Origin of the sequence: Neorhizobium galegae (genome assembly GCF_017877055.1) — a bacterium.
GTDB lineage: Bacteria > Pseudomonadota > Alphaproteobacteria > Rhizobiales > Rhizobiaceae > Neorhizobium > Neorhizobium galegae_D.
On sequence record NZ_JAGIPG010000006.1, the window covers coordinates 135,150 to 148,939 of the forward strand.

At 61.1% G+C, this 13,790-nt stretch carries 15 protein-coding genes; 12 read left to right on the forward strand and 3 right to left on the reverse strand.

Annotated elements, in window-relative coordinates; translation table 11 throughout:
* Positions 1–107 precede the first annotated feature (107 nt).
* The 5 genes from J2857_RS28855 to dnaQ are packed head-to-tail and all read left to right on the forward strand — an operon-like array spanning position 108 to position 3,714.
* Positions 108–929 (forward strand): pyruvate, water dikinase regulatory protein, encoded by an 822-nt coding sequence (locus J2857_RS28855; protein WP_210013505.1) that lies wholly within the window; start codon positions 108–110, stop codon positions 927–929.
* A gap of 32 nt (positions 930–961) precedes the next feature.
* Complete coding sequence (locus J2857_RS28860; protein ID WP_210013506.1) at positions 962–1,555, forward strand: Maf-like protein; 594 nt, start codon at positions 962–964, stop codon at positions 1,553–1,555.
* Complete coding sequence (locus J2857_RS28865) at positions 1,548–2,405, forward strand: shikimate dehydrogenase (protein ID WP_210013507.1); 858 nt, start codon at positions 1,548–1,550, stop codon at positions 2,403–2,405. Before J2857_RS28860 ends, J2857_RS28865 begins: the two co-directional genes overlap by 8 nt.
* Positions 2,406–3,017: a dephospho-CoA kinase gene (gene coaE / locus J2857_RS28870; protein ID WP_210013508.1), complete on the forward strand. Its 612-nt coding sequence runs from the start codon at positions 2,406–2,408 to the stop codon at positions 3,015–3,017.
* Positions 3,010–3,714, forward strand: coding sequence for a DNA polymerase III subunit epsilon (gene dnaQ, locus J2857_RS28875; RefSeq protein ID WP_210013509.1), 705 nt, complete (start codon positions 3,010–3,012; stop codon positions 3,712–3,714). The genes coaE and dnaQ overlap by 8 nt, the downstream gene beginning before the upstream one ends.
* 52 nt (positions 3,715–3,766) lie before the next feature.
* Here dnaQ and secB read toward each other — a convergent pair whose 3' ends face one another.
* Together secB and J2857_RS28885 are read right to left on the reverse strand one after the other, a co-directional pair.
* Positions 3,767–4,243: a protein-export chaperone SecB gene (gene secB, locus J2857_RS28880; RefSeq protein ID WP_037086290.1), complete on the reverse strand. Its 477-nt coding sequence runs from the start codon at positions 4,241–4,243 to the stop codon at positions 3,767–3,769.
* Between the two features lie 85 nt (positions 4,244–4,328).
* Positions 4,329–4,844 (reverse strand): FxsA family protein, encoded by a 516-nt coding sequence (locus J2857_RS28885; RefSeq protein WP_210013510.1) that lies wholly within the window; start codon positions 4,842–4,844, stop codon positions 4,329–4,331.
* A 126-nt stretch (positions 4,845–4,970) separates the two neighbouring features.
* On the opposite strand from J2857_RS28885, the gene J2857_RS28890 reads away from it, so the two are divergent.
* From J2857_RS28890 to gyrB, 5 genes are all read left to right on the forward strand, one after another.
* Positions 4,971–5,669: a Tim44/TimA family putative adaptor protein gene (locus tag J2857_RS28890; RefSeq protein WP_210013511.1), complete on the forward strand. Its 699-nt coding sequence runs from the start codon at positions 4,971–4,973 to the stop codon at positions 5,667–5,669.
* Positions 5,666–6,784, forward strand: coding sequence for a murein transglycosylase A (gene mltA / locus J2857_RS28895; RefSeq protein WP_210013512.1), 1,119 nt, complete (start codon positions 5,666–5,668; stop codon positions 6,782–6,784). Before J2857_RS28890 ends, mltA begins: the two co-directional genes overlap by 4 nt.
* Positions 6,781–7,362, forward strand: coding sequence for a Smr/MutS family protein (locus tag J2857_RS28900; protein ID WP_210013513.1), 582 nt, complete (start codon positions 6,781–6,783; stop codon positions 7,360–7,362). Before mltA ends, J2857_RS28900 begins: the two co-directional genes overlap by 4 nt.
* Complete coding sequence (locus J2857_RS28905; protein WP_210013514.1) at positions 7,359–7,724, forward strand: helix-turn-helix domain-containing protein; 366 nt, start codon at positions 7,359–7,361, stop codon at positions 7,722–7,724. The genes J2857_RS28900 and J2857_RS28905 overlap by 4 nt, the downstream gene beginning before the upstream one ends.
* A 139-nt stretch (positions 7,725–7,863) precedes the next feature.
* Complete coding sequence (gene gyrB / locus J2857_RS28910) at positions 7,864–10,299, forward strand: DNA topoisomerase (ATP-hydrolyzing) subunit B (protein ID WP_210013515.1); 2,436 nt, start codon at positions 7,864–7,866, stop codon at positions 10,297–10,299.
* A gap of 241 nt (positions 10,300–10,540) precedes the next feature.
* On the opposite strand, the gene J2857_RS28915 is transcribed toward gyrB, so the two are convergent.
* The gene (locus tag J2857_RS28915; protein WP_210013516.1) at positions 10,541–11,140 is read right to left on the reverse strand and encodes a nitroreductase family protein; all 600 of its coding nucleotides are present in this window, start codon (positions 11,138–11,140) and stop codon (positions 10,541–10,543) included.
* Between the two features lie 152 nt (positions 11,141–11,292).
* On the opposite strand from J2857_RS28915, the gene J2857_RS28920 reads away from it, so the two are divergent.
* Complete coding sequence (locus J2857_RS28920) at positions 11,293–12,135, forward strand: fumarylacetoacetate hydrolase family protein (protein ID WP_210013517.1); 843 nt, start codon at positions 11,293–11,295, stop codon at positions 12,133–12,135.
* Positions 12,136–12,394: 259 nt separating this feature from the next.
* Positions 12,395–13,675, forward strand: coding sequence for a polyhydroxyalkanoate depolymerase (locus J2857_RS28925; RefSeq protein ID WP_210013564.1), 1,281 nt, complete (start codon positions 12,395–12,397; stop codon positions 13,673–13,675).
* The last annotated feature ends 115 nt before the right edge of the window (positions 13,676–13,790 follow it).

The following is a 13,790-nucleotide window of genomic DNA, read 5'->3' on the forward strand; positions in this document are numbered from 1 at the left end:
GCGAGATATGCGAATGTGGAAAACTGGGCGGTTTTCCCGAGGCCGGGTCCGAGCCCGGCAGAACTTGATGGTCTCTCCCGAGTTATCAACAAAGGGTTAAGTTTAGCGTGGAGAACAGAAAAAACTTCTTCCATCTGCACCTCATATCTGACTCCACCGGCGAGACTCTCATTTCCGCCGGCCGCGCCGCCTCGGCGCAATTCCAGTCGTCGCTGGCCGTGGAACATGTCTATCCGCTGATCCGAAACCGCAAACAGCTGCTCGCCGTGCTCGAGGCGCTCGATCGCGAGCCGGGCATTGTCCTTTATACCATTGTCGATCAGGAACTGGCCGGGCTCATCGATCAGCGCTGCCGGGACATGGGCCTTCCCTGCGTAAACGTCCTGGAGCCGGTGATGGCGACGTTCCAGGCCTATCTCGGTGCGCCCTCCCGCCGCCGGGTTGGTGCCCAGCACGCGCTCAACGCGGAATATTTCAAGCGTATCGAAGCGCTCAATTTCACCATGGACCACGACGACGGCCAGATGCCGGAAGATTACGACGAAGCGGATGTCGTGCTGATCGGCATCAGCCGCACCTCGAAAACCCCGACCAGCATCTATCTCGCCAATCGTGGCATCAAGACAGCCAACATCCCGATCGTGCCGGGCGTCGATCTGCCGGACAGTCTCTATCGCGCCACCCACCCGCTGATCGTCGGTCTCGTCGCCACGACCGACCGGATCAGCCAGGTGCGCGAACATCGCGAACTGGGTGTCACCCAGGGTTTCGACCGACGCCATTATACGGACCGCGCCACCATCAACGAGGAGCTGAAATATGCCCGCGCGCTCTGCGCCCGCCAGAACTGGCCGGTCATCGACGTGACGCGCCGGTCGATAGAGGAGACGGCCGCCGCAATCGTTGCGCTGCGTCCGAAGCTGCGTTAAGCGAAACCGCTTGCCGCTTTTGGGAGAATTGCGTGACGGTGCCCCTCGTACTTGCCTCCTCCAGCCCGTTCCGCCGGATGCTGATGGAAAATGCCGGCCTCGCCTTTGAAAGCCGGGCCGCGGAAATCGATGAGCGGAAGATCGAGGCCGGACTGGAAGGTGCAAGCCCTGACCAGGTGGCGCTGACGCTTGCCAAGGCAAAGGCGGTGGACGTGAGCGGACGTTGTCCGCAGGCTCTGGTGATCGGCTCGGACCAGACCATGTCGCTCGGGAGCCGGGTTTATCACAAGCCGAAGACCCTTGCGGAGGCGAAGGAGAACCTGCTTTCCCTTTCGAACAGGACCCATCGTCTGAACAGCGCGATCGCGTTCGCGCGTGACGGTGAGATCGTCTGGGAGCATGTCGCCCATGCGGATCTGACCGTCAGGTGTTTGAGCGAAACCTTCGTCGATCGTTATCTCTCCCGGGTCGGCGAAAAGGTCTATGGCAGCGTCGGGGCCTATCAGCTGGAAGGCGAGGGCATTCAGTTGTTTTCGAAAATCGGGGGCGACTACTTCACCATTCTTGGCCTGCCCATGCTGCCACTCCTCGAAAAGCTTCGCGACCTTGGAGCGATCGATGGCTGATTCACGTGAAACATTTTTGGTTAATGCTTTCGTAACCGGCTGGCCGGTGAAGCATTCCCGCTCCCCGTTGATCCACGGCCATTGGCTGAAGCAGTTTGAAATTGCCGGGACCTACAGGCCTGAGGCCGTGACCGAAGCGGACTTCCCCGCCTTCATCCAATCGCTGAAAGACGGGAGTTCCGGTTTTCGCGGCGGCAATGTCACCATCCCCCACAAGGAGATCGCCTTCAAGCTGGCCGACCGGCCGGACGATCTGGCAAGGGAGCTCGGAGCGTCGAACACGCTCTGGATGGAAAACGGTCTGCTGCATGCCACCAATACCGACGGCTACGGTTTTACCGCCAATCTCGACGACCGTCATCCCGGCTGGGACAAGAGTGGCCGCGCCGTGATTTTGGGCGCTGGCGGCGCAAGCCGCGCCGTCATCCAGGCGATACGGGATCGCGGCGTCGGCGAGATCCATGTGGTCAATCGGACAGTTTCGCGCGCTGAGGAACTCGCCGATCGGTTTGGCCCCAAAGTTTACGCCAATCCTGTCGAGGCACTGGACGAGGTCATGTCCGGCGCCGGGCTTTTTGTGAACACCACATCGCTCGGCATGGACGGCAGCGATGCGCCGAAGATTGATTTCTCGCCGCTGGCATCCGGCGCGGTGGTCACCGATATTGTCTACGTACCTTTGAAAACGCCGCTGCTCGCGCAGGCCGAGGCTCAGGGTTTTCCGATCGTAGACGGGCTCGGCATGCTGCTGCACCAGGCGGTGCCCGGCTTCGAAAAATGGTTCGGCCGCCGTCCTGTCGTCGACAAGACATTGCGGGATCTCGTCATCACCGACATGGAAAAACACTAGATGATCGTCATCGGCCTCACCGGCTCCATCGGAATGGGAAAATCGACCACCGCGAAAATGTTCGCGGAAGAGGGCGTCCCGGTGAATGACTCCGATGCCGTCGTCCACGATCTCTATCGCACCGATGCGGTGGCACCCGTCGGTAAGGCATTTCCCGGCACCGTCAAGAATGGCGTCATTGATCGTCAGGAACTGTCCCGCCAGCTTTCGGCATCGCCTGAAAAATTCCCCCTTCTCGAAGCGATCGTCCATCCGCTGGTCCGCCGGCGGGAAGTCGATTTCCTGGCCCGCCACAAGGAGGCAGGCACTGATCTCGTGCTCCTCGATATCCCGCTTCTCTTTGAAGTGAAGGGCGAGGATCGCGTCGATGTCATCGTCGTTGTTACCTGCGATCCACAGATACAGCGCGACAGGGTGCTTGCGCGCCCGGGCATGACGGAGGAAAAATTGGCGATGATTCTCTCCCGCCAGATGCCCGATGCAGAAAAACGCCAACGAGCCGATTTTCTCATCGACACCGGCCTCGGACTCGACGCGGCGAGGGGACAGGTTCGCGAGATCATCGCGTCTCTGAAGGCCGGGAAGACGAGCGGGAGAAACCCACATGCGTGAGATCATCTTCGATACGGAAACCACGGGCCTCGAATCGAAGGTCGATCGGGTGATCGAAATCGGCGGCATCGAGCTGATCAACAATTTTCCGACCGGCAGAACGCTGCACCTCTACATCAATCCGGGCGACCGCAAGGTCCACCCGGATGCGCTGGCCGTGCATGGTATCACGGACGAGTTCCTTAAGGACAAGCCGAGCTTCGGCGACGTCGCGCAACAGATCATCGAATTCTTCGATGGCGCCAAATGGATCGCCCATAACGCCACCTTCGACATGGGCTTCATGAATGCGGAATTCGGCCGTCTCGGCCTGCCGCCCGTGATGTCCGACCAGGTTATCGACACCCTGGCCATGGCCCGCCGCAAACACCCGATGGGCCCGAATTCGCTTGATGCGCTCTGCCGCCGTTACGGTATCGACAACGCCCACCGCACCAAGCACGGCGCGCTTCTCGACTCCGAACTCCTGGCTGAAGTCTATATCGAGATGACCGGCGGGCGTCAGACCGCGCTCGGCCTGATGGGCAATGAACGGTCTGCGACGGTAATCGAGGTCGATGAAGTCGTGGCGGCGGTGACCGGCCGTCCCCGTCCCCTTACCCCCCGGCTGACCGAAGCCGAACTCGAAGCTCATGCAGCCATGGTCGCGTCGCTGAAGGACAAGGCGGTCTGGCTGAAATACAGGCCGGCCGAATAAAAAAGCCCGGGTCGAAACCCGGGCTCTTTCGTCAAATCTGGAAAATTTTGGCTTAGCTGTCCAGCACCTGAACCTTGGAACGGGCCTGTTCCTCGGCCATGCGCTGCGTGAACATCTGCGCGAAATCGATCGGGTCGATCATCAGCGGCGGGAAGCCGCCATTGCGTGTCACGTCCGCGATGATCTGGCGGGCGAAGGGGAACAACAGGCGCGGGCATTCGATGAACAGCAGCGGCAGCATGTGTTCTTGCGGAAAACCGGTGATGCGGAACACGCCGCCGTAGACCAGCTCGGCCGCAAAGACGATCTTGTCGCCTTCCTTGGCTTCGGCATTCAGCGTCAGGATGACGTCGAAATCGGCGTCCGAAAGCGGATTGGCGTTGACGTTGACATTGATGTTGATCGCCGGCGCCTTGTCGCGCGCCTGCAGCGAACGCGGAGCGCCCGGGTTCTCGAAGGAGAGATCCTTGGTGTACTGCGCCAGGATGTTGAGGGACGGCGTTGCGGCCTGGTTGTTATCGTCTGCCATTGGGATTTCCTCGAGGCTTTGGAGCGTTGAGGCCCTCTAACATTTCGTCTGGGGGCTTACAACCCTGGCCAACCCGCTGAACCTCTCAAGGTTCCTTGCTTTTGGGGCCTGCCCAGGGTGACGAGGGATCGGGGTCGCGATGGTAATCCTGCTCGTCGAGATCGACCACCGGCCCGGTTTTCCTGGCCTCGGGCGAAGGCCTTGGGCTTTCGTAGCGATAGCTTTCGCTGCGCGGCGAACGGACGACGACGATGCGACGGCCGATCACCGACCAGATCAGGCTGCGCACGAAGGGGATGAACAGGGCCAGCCCGATGATGTCGGTGAGGAAACCCGGCAGCAGCAGCAGGATGCCGGCGACGACGATCATCGCGCCGTCGATCAGGGCGCGGCCGGGCGCGCGGCCATCGCGGCTCTCGGTGGAAATCTTCCTCAGGATCTGGGTGCCTTGGTTGCGCAGCAAGATGGCGCCGAAAACCGCGGTACCGATCACCAGGCCGAGCGTCGCCCAGAGGCCGACTGCTTTGCCGACCAGCACGAAGCCTGCGATTTCGGCGAGTGGCCAGCCGATCAGAAGGAGCGGCACGAGAAAGAAGCGCATGATATTCCCTGTGTCGTGATATCCGGAAGCGCGCAAAGCGCTAACGTCTTCGCCATTTGAATGATAGGCGTATGCAGACTATATGAGAGACTGCACCGAACATTTAAACGCCAAATGCGGGTTAAGATGGGCTCCAACGACTTTATAACACTCTTTTTCCTTGTCGCAGCGGTTCTGATCTTCCTGCAACTGCGCAGTGTGCTCGGACGCCGGACGGGAAGCGAGAAGCCGCCGTTCGACCCTTACAGCCCCCGCGACGTCGCGAAGAACCCGGGTGGCGACGACAGCAAGGTCGTGACCCTGCCGCGTCGGGACGCCACCGACGACGAGCAGCGTTATGCGGATGTCGATGCCGCCGCTAAGCCCGATACGCCACTCAACGCCGCACTGCGCGAGATGGTCAAGTCGGATCCTTCCTTCCGTCTCCGCGAATTCCTGAACGGTGCCCGCATGGCCTACGAGATGATCGTCATGGCCTTTGCGGACGGCGACCGGAAAACGCTGAAGGGCCTCCTCTCCAACGAGGTCTTCGACGGCTTCGATGCGGCGATCACCGACCGCGAGTCCCGCGGCGACGTGGTGAAATCGACATTCGTCGGCATCGACAAGGCCGACATCACCCACGCGGCAGTCAAGGATGCCGAGGAGCAGATCACGGTCCGCATCGTCAGCCAGCTGATTTCCGCCACCTATGACAAGGCCGGCGCGCTGATCGACGGCGATCAGGAGACCGTTGCGGAGGTCACCGATATCTGGACCTTTGCCCGTGACATCCGCTCCCGCGATCCGAACTGGAGATTGGTCGCCACCGAATCCGAACAATGACTTTGGGCTCTGCGGACTATACCCTCCGGCCGCTATCCTTCTCCGATCTTGCGGGGTGGGGCGATGATGATCCGACCTTGCTCTTTGCCGGCATGCGCGCGTCGCTGGAGCATATCCGCAGGGTCAAGCCATACCGCACCGGTTCCCTCGGCCTGACGGCGGAGGAACTCGCCACCTTCATCGAAGCCGCCCGGGATGTCCCGGGCGATCCCGTTTCCGCCCGAGCCTTTTTCGAAACCCACTGCACGCCCTTCCTGATCGCCCGCAACGACGGCCGGCGGGGTTTCGTCACCGCGTTCTACGAGCCGGAGATCGAGGTTTCGGAAACGCGAGACGAAATCTGGGCACATCCCTTCCATTATCGCCCCGACGATCTCATTGACCTCGATGACAGGAACCGGCCGGCCGGATTGGACTCCGGCTACATGTTCGGCCGGCAGACGCCTGAGGGGATCGTGCCCTATCCGGACCGCGGCGAGATCGACCGCGGCTTTCTCGAAGGCCGGGGTCTGGAAATCGCCTACGCTAAATCCAAGGTCGACGTCTTCTTCATCCATGTCCAGGGCGCCGCAAGGCTGAGATACCCGGACGGAACCATCCGGCGGATCACCTACGCGGCCAAAGCGGGCCATCCGTTCTCGCCGGTCGGCAAGCTGTTGATCGACCGCGGCGAAATCGACCCCGCGAAGATTTCAATGCAGAGCATCCGCGCTTGGCTGGCTGAGAATCCGGCTAAGGTTGACGAGGTCCTCTGGCACAATCGCTCCTACATCTTTTTCCGCGAGGCGGACGTTTCCGATCCGTCGCTCGGTCCAGTCGCTGCCGCCAAGGTGCCGCTGATCGCCGGTCGTTCGCTGGCGGTCGATCGCCAGATCCACACATTCGGTTTTCCCTTTTTCATCCGCTCCGAGACGCTGACCCATATGGATGACGGCAAACCCTTCGCCCGGTTGATGCTGGCGCTCGATACCGGCTCGGCGATCGTCGGCCCTTCGCGCGGCGACATTTTTACCGGCTCCGGTTTTGAAGCGGGCGAGCTTGCGGGAACGGTGCGCAACGACGCCGATTTCTATATCCTCATCCCCAGGGCGGCTTCTGTCAGGTACGGCGGATGAAGGGCGGTCGCAAACTCGATCCGGAAGAGCGGATATTGTGGGGAAGGGTCGCGAAGTCAGCCCGCGCCTTGCCCGGCCGTATGAAGGAAATCCTGCAATTCGAGGAAGCCGAGGCCGCAAAGATCGCTGCGGAAGAGGCAGCCGTTGAGGCCGCGAAGCCGAAACCCGCGCCGCGGCAGGAGAGCTATGCGGTTGAACTTCCGGCGCCCGCTCCACCCAGGCGTCCCGTAGGTTCTCATCAGCCGCTCGAAAAACCGGTCAAGAAGAAGCTCGCCAAGGGTCGCCTGCCGATCGACGCCCGGCTCGATCTGCATGGGCTTTTCCAGGGCGAGGCGCATGACCTGCTCCTCGATTTTCTGCTGAGGGCGCATGAACGCGGTCTTCGCCACGTCCTGGTGATCACAGGCAAGGGCAGTTCGATGGGCAGCGAAGGTGCGTTGCGCCGCGCCGTGCCGCTGTGGTTTTCGAAAGCCGAGTTCCGTTTTCTGATCTCGTCCTATGAATGGGCGGCGCGCCACCATGGCGGGGAGGGCGCCATGTATGTGCGGCTTTCGCGCGGCCGCGGAGATCGGGAATGACTCCTTTCGGTCACGCATTGAGAGAGCTGCGCCGCCGCAAGGGGATTACCCAGCGCGAGCTCGCCGCGGCGATCGGCGTCACCCCTGCCTATCTCTCGGCCCTGGAGCACGGCAAGCGCGGCCGCCCGACCTTCGAACTGCTGCAGCGGATCGCCGGTTATTTCAACGTCATCTGGGATGAGGCGGAAGAGCTTTTCCGGCTGGCCGAGGCGTCACATCCGAAAGTCGTGCTTGATACTGCGGGCTTGCCGCCATCATACACCGGCTTTGCCAACCGGCTGGCGCATCGGATTCGCTCTTTGCCGCCGGACGTGATAGAGGAAATGGACGCGCTCCTCAAAAAAGCCGAGATGCGGGGCTGAATTCGCTGCGCATCCACGGCTTTCGTGCCGTATTGGTGAGGCCCAACCTTTAGAAACCGCCCCGATTTCCTTATATTCTGAGGGTGGAATGGCCGGTGATTCGCTTAACCGGCATCTCAAACGAATTGGAAGATAATTGATGACCGATACACCCGTCAGCGATAATGGCGCGAGTGCCGAATATGGTGCCGACTCGATCAAGGTTCTGAAGGGCCTCGATGCCGTTCGCAAGCGGCCCGGCATGTATATCGGCGATACGGACGACGGCTCCGGCCTGCATCACATGGTTTACGAAGTCGTGGACAACGCGATCGACGAGGCGCTGGCCGGCCATGCCGACCTGGTGACCGTCACGCTCAACGCGGACGGCTCGGTGACCGTGACGGATAACGGCCGCGGCATCCCGACCGACATTCACACCGGCGAAGGCGTTTCCGCTGCCGAAGTGATCATGACCCAGCTCCATGCGGGCGGCAAGTTCGACCAGAACTCCTACAAGGTGTCCGGCGGTCTGCACGGCGTCGGCGTCTCGGTCGTCAACGCATTGTCCGTCTGGCTGAAACTGCGCATCCGCCGCAACGGCAAGCTCCACGAGATTTCCTTCACGCATGGTGTCGCCGACGGTCCGCTCAAGGTCATCGGCGAATACGAAGGCCGTTCCGGAACCGAGGTCACCTTCCTCGCCAGCTCCGATACCTTCACGATGACCGAATATGACTACGGCACGCTCGAGCATCGCCTGCGCGAACTGGCCTTCCTGAATTCGGGCGTCAGAATCCGGCTAACGGACAAGCGCAAGCCGGACATCAAGGAAGAAGAGATGCTGTATGACGGAGGTCTCGAAGCCTTCGTCCGTTATCTCGATCGCTCCAAGAAGCCGCTGGTCGACAAGCCCGTCGCCATCAAGGGCGAGAAGGATGGCATGACGGTCGAAGTGGCCATGTGGTGGAACGACAGTTACCACGAAAACATGCTCTGCTTCACCAACAACATCCCCCAGCGCGACGGCGGCACCCATATGGCCGGCTTCCGCGGGGCATTGACGCGTCAGGTGACGTCCTATGCGGACAGTTCCGGCATCACCAAGAAGGAAAAGGTCACGCTGCAGGGCGAAGACTGCCGCGAAGGCCTGACCGCAGTGCTCTCCGTCAAGGTGCCCGACCCCAAGTTTTCATCGCAGACCAAGGATAAGCTCGTCTCGTCGGAAGTTCGGCCGGTTGTCGAAAGCCTGATGAACGAAGCCTTGAGCACCTGGTTCGAAGAACATCCGACCGAAGCGAAGATCCTCGTCGGCAAGGTGGTGGAAGCAGCCGTCGCCCGCGAAGCCGCCCGCAAGGCCCGCGAACTGACCCGCCGCAAGGGCGTGCTCGACATCGCCTCGCTGCCCGGCAAGCTTGCCGACTGCTCCGAGCGCGATCCGGCCAAATCCGAACTCTTCCTCGTCGAGGGCGATTCTGCCGGCGGCTCCGCCAAGCAGGGCCGTTCGCGCGAGAACCAGGCTATTCTTCCTTTGCGCGGAAAAATCCTCAACGTCGAACGTGCCCGTTTCGACAAGATGCTCGGAAGCCAAGAAATCGGCACGCTGATCACGGCGCTCGGTACATCGATCGGCAAGGATGAGTTCAACGCCGACAAGCTGCGTTACCACAAGATCATCATCATGACGGACGCCGACGTCGACGGCGCCCATATCCGTACCCTGCTTTTGACCTTCTTCTTCCGCCAGATGCCGGAACTGATCGAACGCGGCCATATCTATATCGCCCAGCCGCCGCTCTATAAGGTCAGCCGCGGCAAGTCGATCCAGTATCTGAAGAACGAAGTCGCCCTGGAAGAATACCTCATCACCATGGGCCTCGAGGAAGCGACCCTGACGCTCGGCTCCGGTGAAGTCCGTGCCGGACAGGACATGCGCGAGGTCATCCAGGATGCGCTGCGTCTCCGCGCCCTGGTCGAGGGCCTGCATTCCCGCTACAGCCGTTCGATCATCGAACAGGCCGCGATCGCCGGTGCGCTCAATCCGGAACTCACCGACAACCGCGAACGCGCCCAGCAGACTGCCGACGAAGTCGCCCGTCGCTTGGACATGATCGCCGAAGAGACCGAGCGCGGATGGACCGGCCATGTGACGGACGAGGGCGGCCTGCGGTTTGAGCGCATGGTGCGCGGCGTCAAGGAAGTCGCGGCCGTGGATGTGGCGCTGATCGGTTCGGCCGATGCTCGCCATATCGACCAGATGACGACGCGCCTGCAGGAAATCTACCGCACCCCGCCGGTCCTCACCCGCAAGGATGGCCAGCAGGAAATGTCCGGCCCCCGCGCGCTGCTCGAATCGATCTTCGCAACGGGCCGCAAGGGTCTTTCCATGCAGCGTTACAAGGGTCTCGGCGAGATGAATGCCGAGCAGCTCTGGGAAACGACGCTCGATCCCAACGTCCGTTCGCTGCTGCAGGTCCGCGTCAACGATGCGACCGACGCCGACGGTCTCTTCTCGCGCCTGATGGGCGACGAGGTCGAGCCGCGCCGCGAGTTCATCCAGGACAACGCGCTGAGCGTCGCCAATTTGGATATCTAAGCGGGTCGCTTCCGTCATGCTCGGGCCTATCCCGAGCATCTGTTCACGTCGATTGTGTTGAAGCGGCTTAGATCCTCGGCACAAGGCCGGGGATGACGTGGGATGGATTGTGATTTCTCCTCAAACAGAAACGGCGGCCTTCGATGCCGCCGTTTCTGTTTGTCCAGATCGAAAATGTTTCACGTGAATCTTTCTTGTGGATAGGGATTCACGTGAAACAATTTTTAGACATCACCGGCGCTCAAGGCTCTCCGGTAAACTTCCCCTCGAAGGCGATTTCGGAAACCGGCTTGCGCTTGCTCGGGAATTCCCGCTGCGCGAGTTCGTCGGGAAGCGTGTTTCTGTCGCCGATCCGGCCGATCGCAGCCGCCGCCTCGACCCGGTAGCCTTCCGGAATCTCCAGCACCTCGGCGGCCTTTTCCTTGTCCAGACCTTCCATGCCATGGGCGTGATAACCGAGCTTCATCGCCTGGCAGATCACCGAGAACCAGGCCGCGCCCGTATCGTAGGAGTGGGTATAGGCAAGCCTGCGTTCGCCGTTGCTCGCCACGCGATACGTCTTCGAGACGACGATCATCAGCGCCGCCGCATTCTGTGCCCAGCGCTGGTTGCCCGGCGAAAGAATGTCCACGAGCACCGGAAACGACGGCGTGCCGCGCAGCGCATAGATGAAACGCCAGGGCTGGTTATTGCCGGAGGAGGGCGCCCAGTGGGCCGCATCCAGGATCGTCAGCATGGTCGCCTGGTCGATCGTTTCCTCGGTAAACGCCCGAGGCGACCAGCGGTCGAGGAAGAAGGCATCGATCGGAAATTCCGAATCGCGGGTATTGCTGCTGGTCATGGGCATCTCCGAAATGGCAGGCTGTGAGTAGATCCAGGATTAACAATAGGCCCGCCGAGCTGCTTGGCAACAGACTTCTGGCCGACTGAAAACGGGGGTGACAAGCCAGGGCGCATGTTCCATAAACCTCCCGGTAATTGGAGGACCATGCTTTGAAACTGATGCGCATTGGCGAGCCGGGCCATGAAAAGCCGGCACTTTTTGACAACAAGGGCAAGATCCGCGATCTGTCCGGCCACGTCGCCGACATTGCCGGCCCTGCCATTTCCCCGGAAGGCCTCGCCAGGATCGCCGCTCTCGATCCGGAAAGCCTGCCCGAATTGCAGCCGACCCGCATCGGCGCCTGCGTCGCCGGCACCGGAAAATTCATCTGCATCGGCCTCAACTATTCCGACCATGCCGCCGAGACCGGCGCGACCGTTCCGCCGGAGCCGATCATCTTCATGAAGGCGACGTCTGCCATCGTTGGCCCGAATGACGACGTGGTCATTCCGCGCGGGTCGGTGAAGACCGACTGGGAAGTCGAACTGGGCGTCGTCATCGGCAAGACCGCGAAATATGTCTCGGAAGACGACGCGATGGATTATGTCGCCGGCTATTGCCTGACCAACGACGTTTCCGAACGCGCCTTCCAGGCCGAGCGCTCAGGCCAGTGGACCAAGGGCAAGTCCTGCGACACCTTTGGCCCGATCGGCCCCTGGCTCGTCACCAGGGACGAAATCCCCAATCCGCAGAACCTCGGCATGTGGCTCACCGTCAATGGAGAGAAGATGCAGGACGGTTCCACCAGGACGATGGTCTATGGCGTCCGTTATCTAGTGTCCTACCTCAGCCAGTTCATGTCGCTGCATCCCGGCGACATCATCTCCACCGGCACCCCTCCGGGCGTCGGCCTCGGCATGAAACCGCAGCGTTTCCTGAAAGCTGGCGAAGTGGTCGAGCTCGGCATCGATGGTCTCGGCACCCAGCGTCAGACCTTCGTCGCCGACATTTAAATAATCGGAGGACTCATGGCCGTCGGCGGCCATGAGTCCTTAACCAGGCTTGGAAGGTGGAACCTTAAGGCTTACATGTCATTCTCAAGACAGCAGAATGATCTGCGGTTTCGCCTTCCTCTTGGCCAATTCAGCCGGTATCCCCATAATGTTGCATCGCAATAGAAAAGTGCCAGCCTACCCTCACTCTGCTCTTGAACCGACCGGTTCGATGTCACTGTCGAATGCGGTGTCGGAAATCACGAAAGGCAGCACCTCGATGTTCTATCAGTTCTACGAGATGAACCACGCCGCGATGGCACCCATCCGGGCCGCCGCGGATGCCATGCACTTCTTCTATTCCAACCCGCTCAATCCGTTTTCCCATACGACGATGGGCCGGACGCTGGCGGCTGGCCTCGAAGTCTTCGAGCGCGTCACGCGCCGCTACGGCAAGCCGGCCTTCGAACTCCCCTTTACCATCGTCGATGGCGAGACTGTCGCGGTGACGGAAGAGATCGTCTGGAACAAGCCCTTCTGCAATCTCCTGCATTTCCGCCGCGATTTGCCCGCCGACCGTGCGCCTGATCAGAAGATCCTGATCGTCGCGCCGATGTCCGGCCACTATGCGACGCTGCTGCGCGGCACAGTGGAGGCACTTCTGCCAAGCGCCGATGTCTACATTACGGATTGGGTCGATGCTCGCGTCGTGCCGATCACCGACGGCCGCTTCGACCTTGACGACTATATCGACTACGTCATCGAGATGCTGCACGCGATCGGCCCCGGCACCCATGTCATCGGCGTCTGCCAGCCTTCCGTCCCGGTGCTTGCTGCCGTTGCGGTGATGGAATCGCAGCGCGACCAGATGGTGCCGGCTTCGATGATCCTGATGGGCGGCCCGATCGATACCCGCATCAACCCGACGGCCGTCAACAAGCTTGCGGAAAAACATCCGATCGAATGGTTCCGCGACAACGTCATCATGAACGTGCCATGGCCGCTTTCCGGGTTCATGCGCCGGGTTTATCCGGGCTTCCTGCAATTGTCCGGCTTCATGTCGATGAACCTCGACCGGCACGTCACCGCCCACAAGGAGTTCTTCCGGCACCTCGTCAAGAACGACGGCGAGTCCGCCGAGAAGCATCGGGAATTCTACGATGAATATCTGGCGGTCATGGACCTGACGGAGGAATTTTACCTCCAGACGGTCGAGACGGTGTTCATCAAGCATTCGCTGCCGAAGGGCGAGATGATGCATCGGAATGTTCCGGTCGATACCAGGCTCATCCGCCAGGTGGCGCTGCTGACCATCGAGGGCGAGAACGACGATATTTCCGGCCTCGGCCAGACCAATGCGGCACAGACCATCTGCCCGAACATTCCCGACGAGATGCGCATGCACTACATGCAGCCGGATGTCGGCCATTACGGCGTATTCAACGGCTCGCGTTTCCGTCGGGAGATCGCTCCACGAATCGTCGAATTTACCCAGAAGCACGCCAGGACACTGGCCAGGAAGACGCCGGTCAAGCGCGTCATCAAGGGCGGCAAGGCTTGATTGATCGCCCGCTGCCCGGTCATCGATCCTCGGGACAGGCCCGGGGATGAAGATTTGGGGCGGGCGCGGCTACTCAGCCTCCGTCATCCTCGGGCTTGACCCGAGGAACCAAGTC

What these genes read in the sequence shown, in the direction of transcription:
- gyrB (WP_210013515.1), top strand. Translation starts at nt 7,864, where the DNA reads ATGACCGATACACCCGTCAGCGATAATGGCGCGAGTGCCGAATATGGT.
- mltA (WP_210013512.1), top strand. Translation starts at nt 5,666, where the DNA reads ATGACTTTGGGCTCTGCGGACTATACCCTCCGGCCGCTATCCTTCTCC.
- J2857_RS28865 (WP_210013507.1), top strand. Translation starts at nt 1,548, where the DNA reads ATGGCTGATTCACGTGAAACATTTTTGGTTAATGCTTTCGTAACCGGC.
- J2857_RS28925 (WP_210013564.1), top strand. Translation starts at nt 12,395, where the DNA reads ATGTTCTATCAGTTCTACGAGATGAACCACGCCGCGATGGCACCCATC.
- dnaQ (WP_210013509.1), top strand. Translation starts at nt 3,010, where the DNA reads ATGCGTGAGATCATCTTCGATACGGAAACCACGGGCCTCGAATCGAAG.
- J2857_RS28885 (WP_210013510.1), bottom strand. Translation starts at nt 4,844, where the DNA reads ATGCGCTTCTTTCTCGTGCCGCTCCTTCTGATCGGCTGGCCACTCGCC.
- J2857_RS28900 (WP_210013513.1), top strand. Translation starts at nt 6,781, where the DNA reads ATGAAGGGCGGTCGCAAACTCGATCCGGAAGAGCGGATATTGTGGGGA.
- coaE (WP_210013508.1), top strand. Translation starts at nt 2,406, where the DNA reads ATGATCGTCATCGGCCTCACCGGCTCCATCGGAATGGGAAAATCGACC.
- J2857_RS28905 (WP_210013514.1), top strand. Translation starts at nt 7,359, where the DNA reads ATGACTCCTTTCGGTCACGCATTGAGAGAGCTGCGCCGCCGCAAGGGG.
- J2857_RS28915 (WP_210013516.1), bottom strand. Translation starts at nt 11,140, where the DNA reads ATGACCAGCAGCAATACCCGCGATTCGGAATTTCCGATCGATGCCTTC.
- secB (WP_037086290.1), bottom strand. Translation starts at nt 4,243, where the DNA reads ATGGCAGACGATAACAACCAGGCCGCAACGCCGTCCCTCAACATCCTG.
- J2857_RS28890 (WP_210013511.1), top strand. Translation starts at nt 4,971, where the DNA reads ATGGGCTCCAACGACTTTATAACACTCTTTTTCCTTGTCGCAGCGGTT.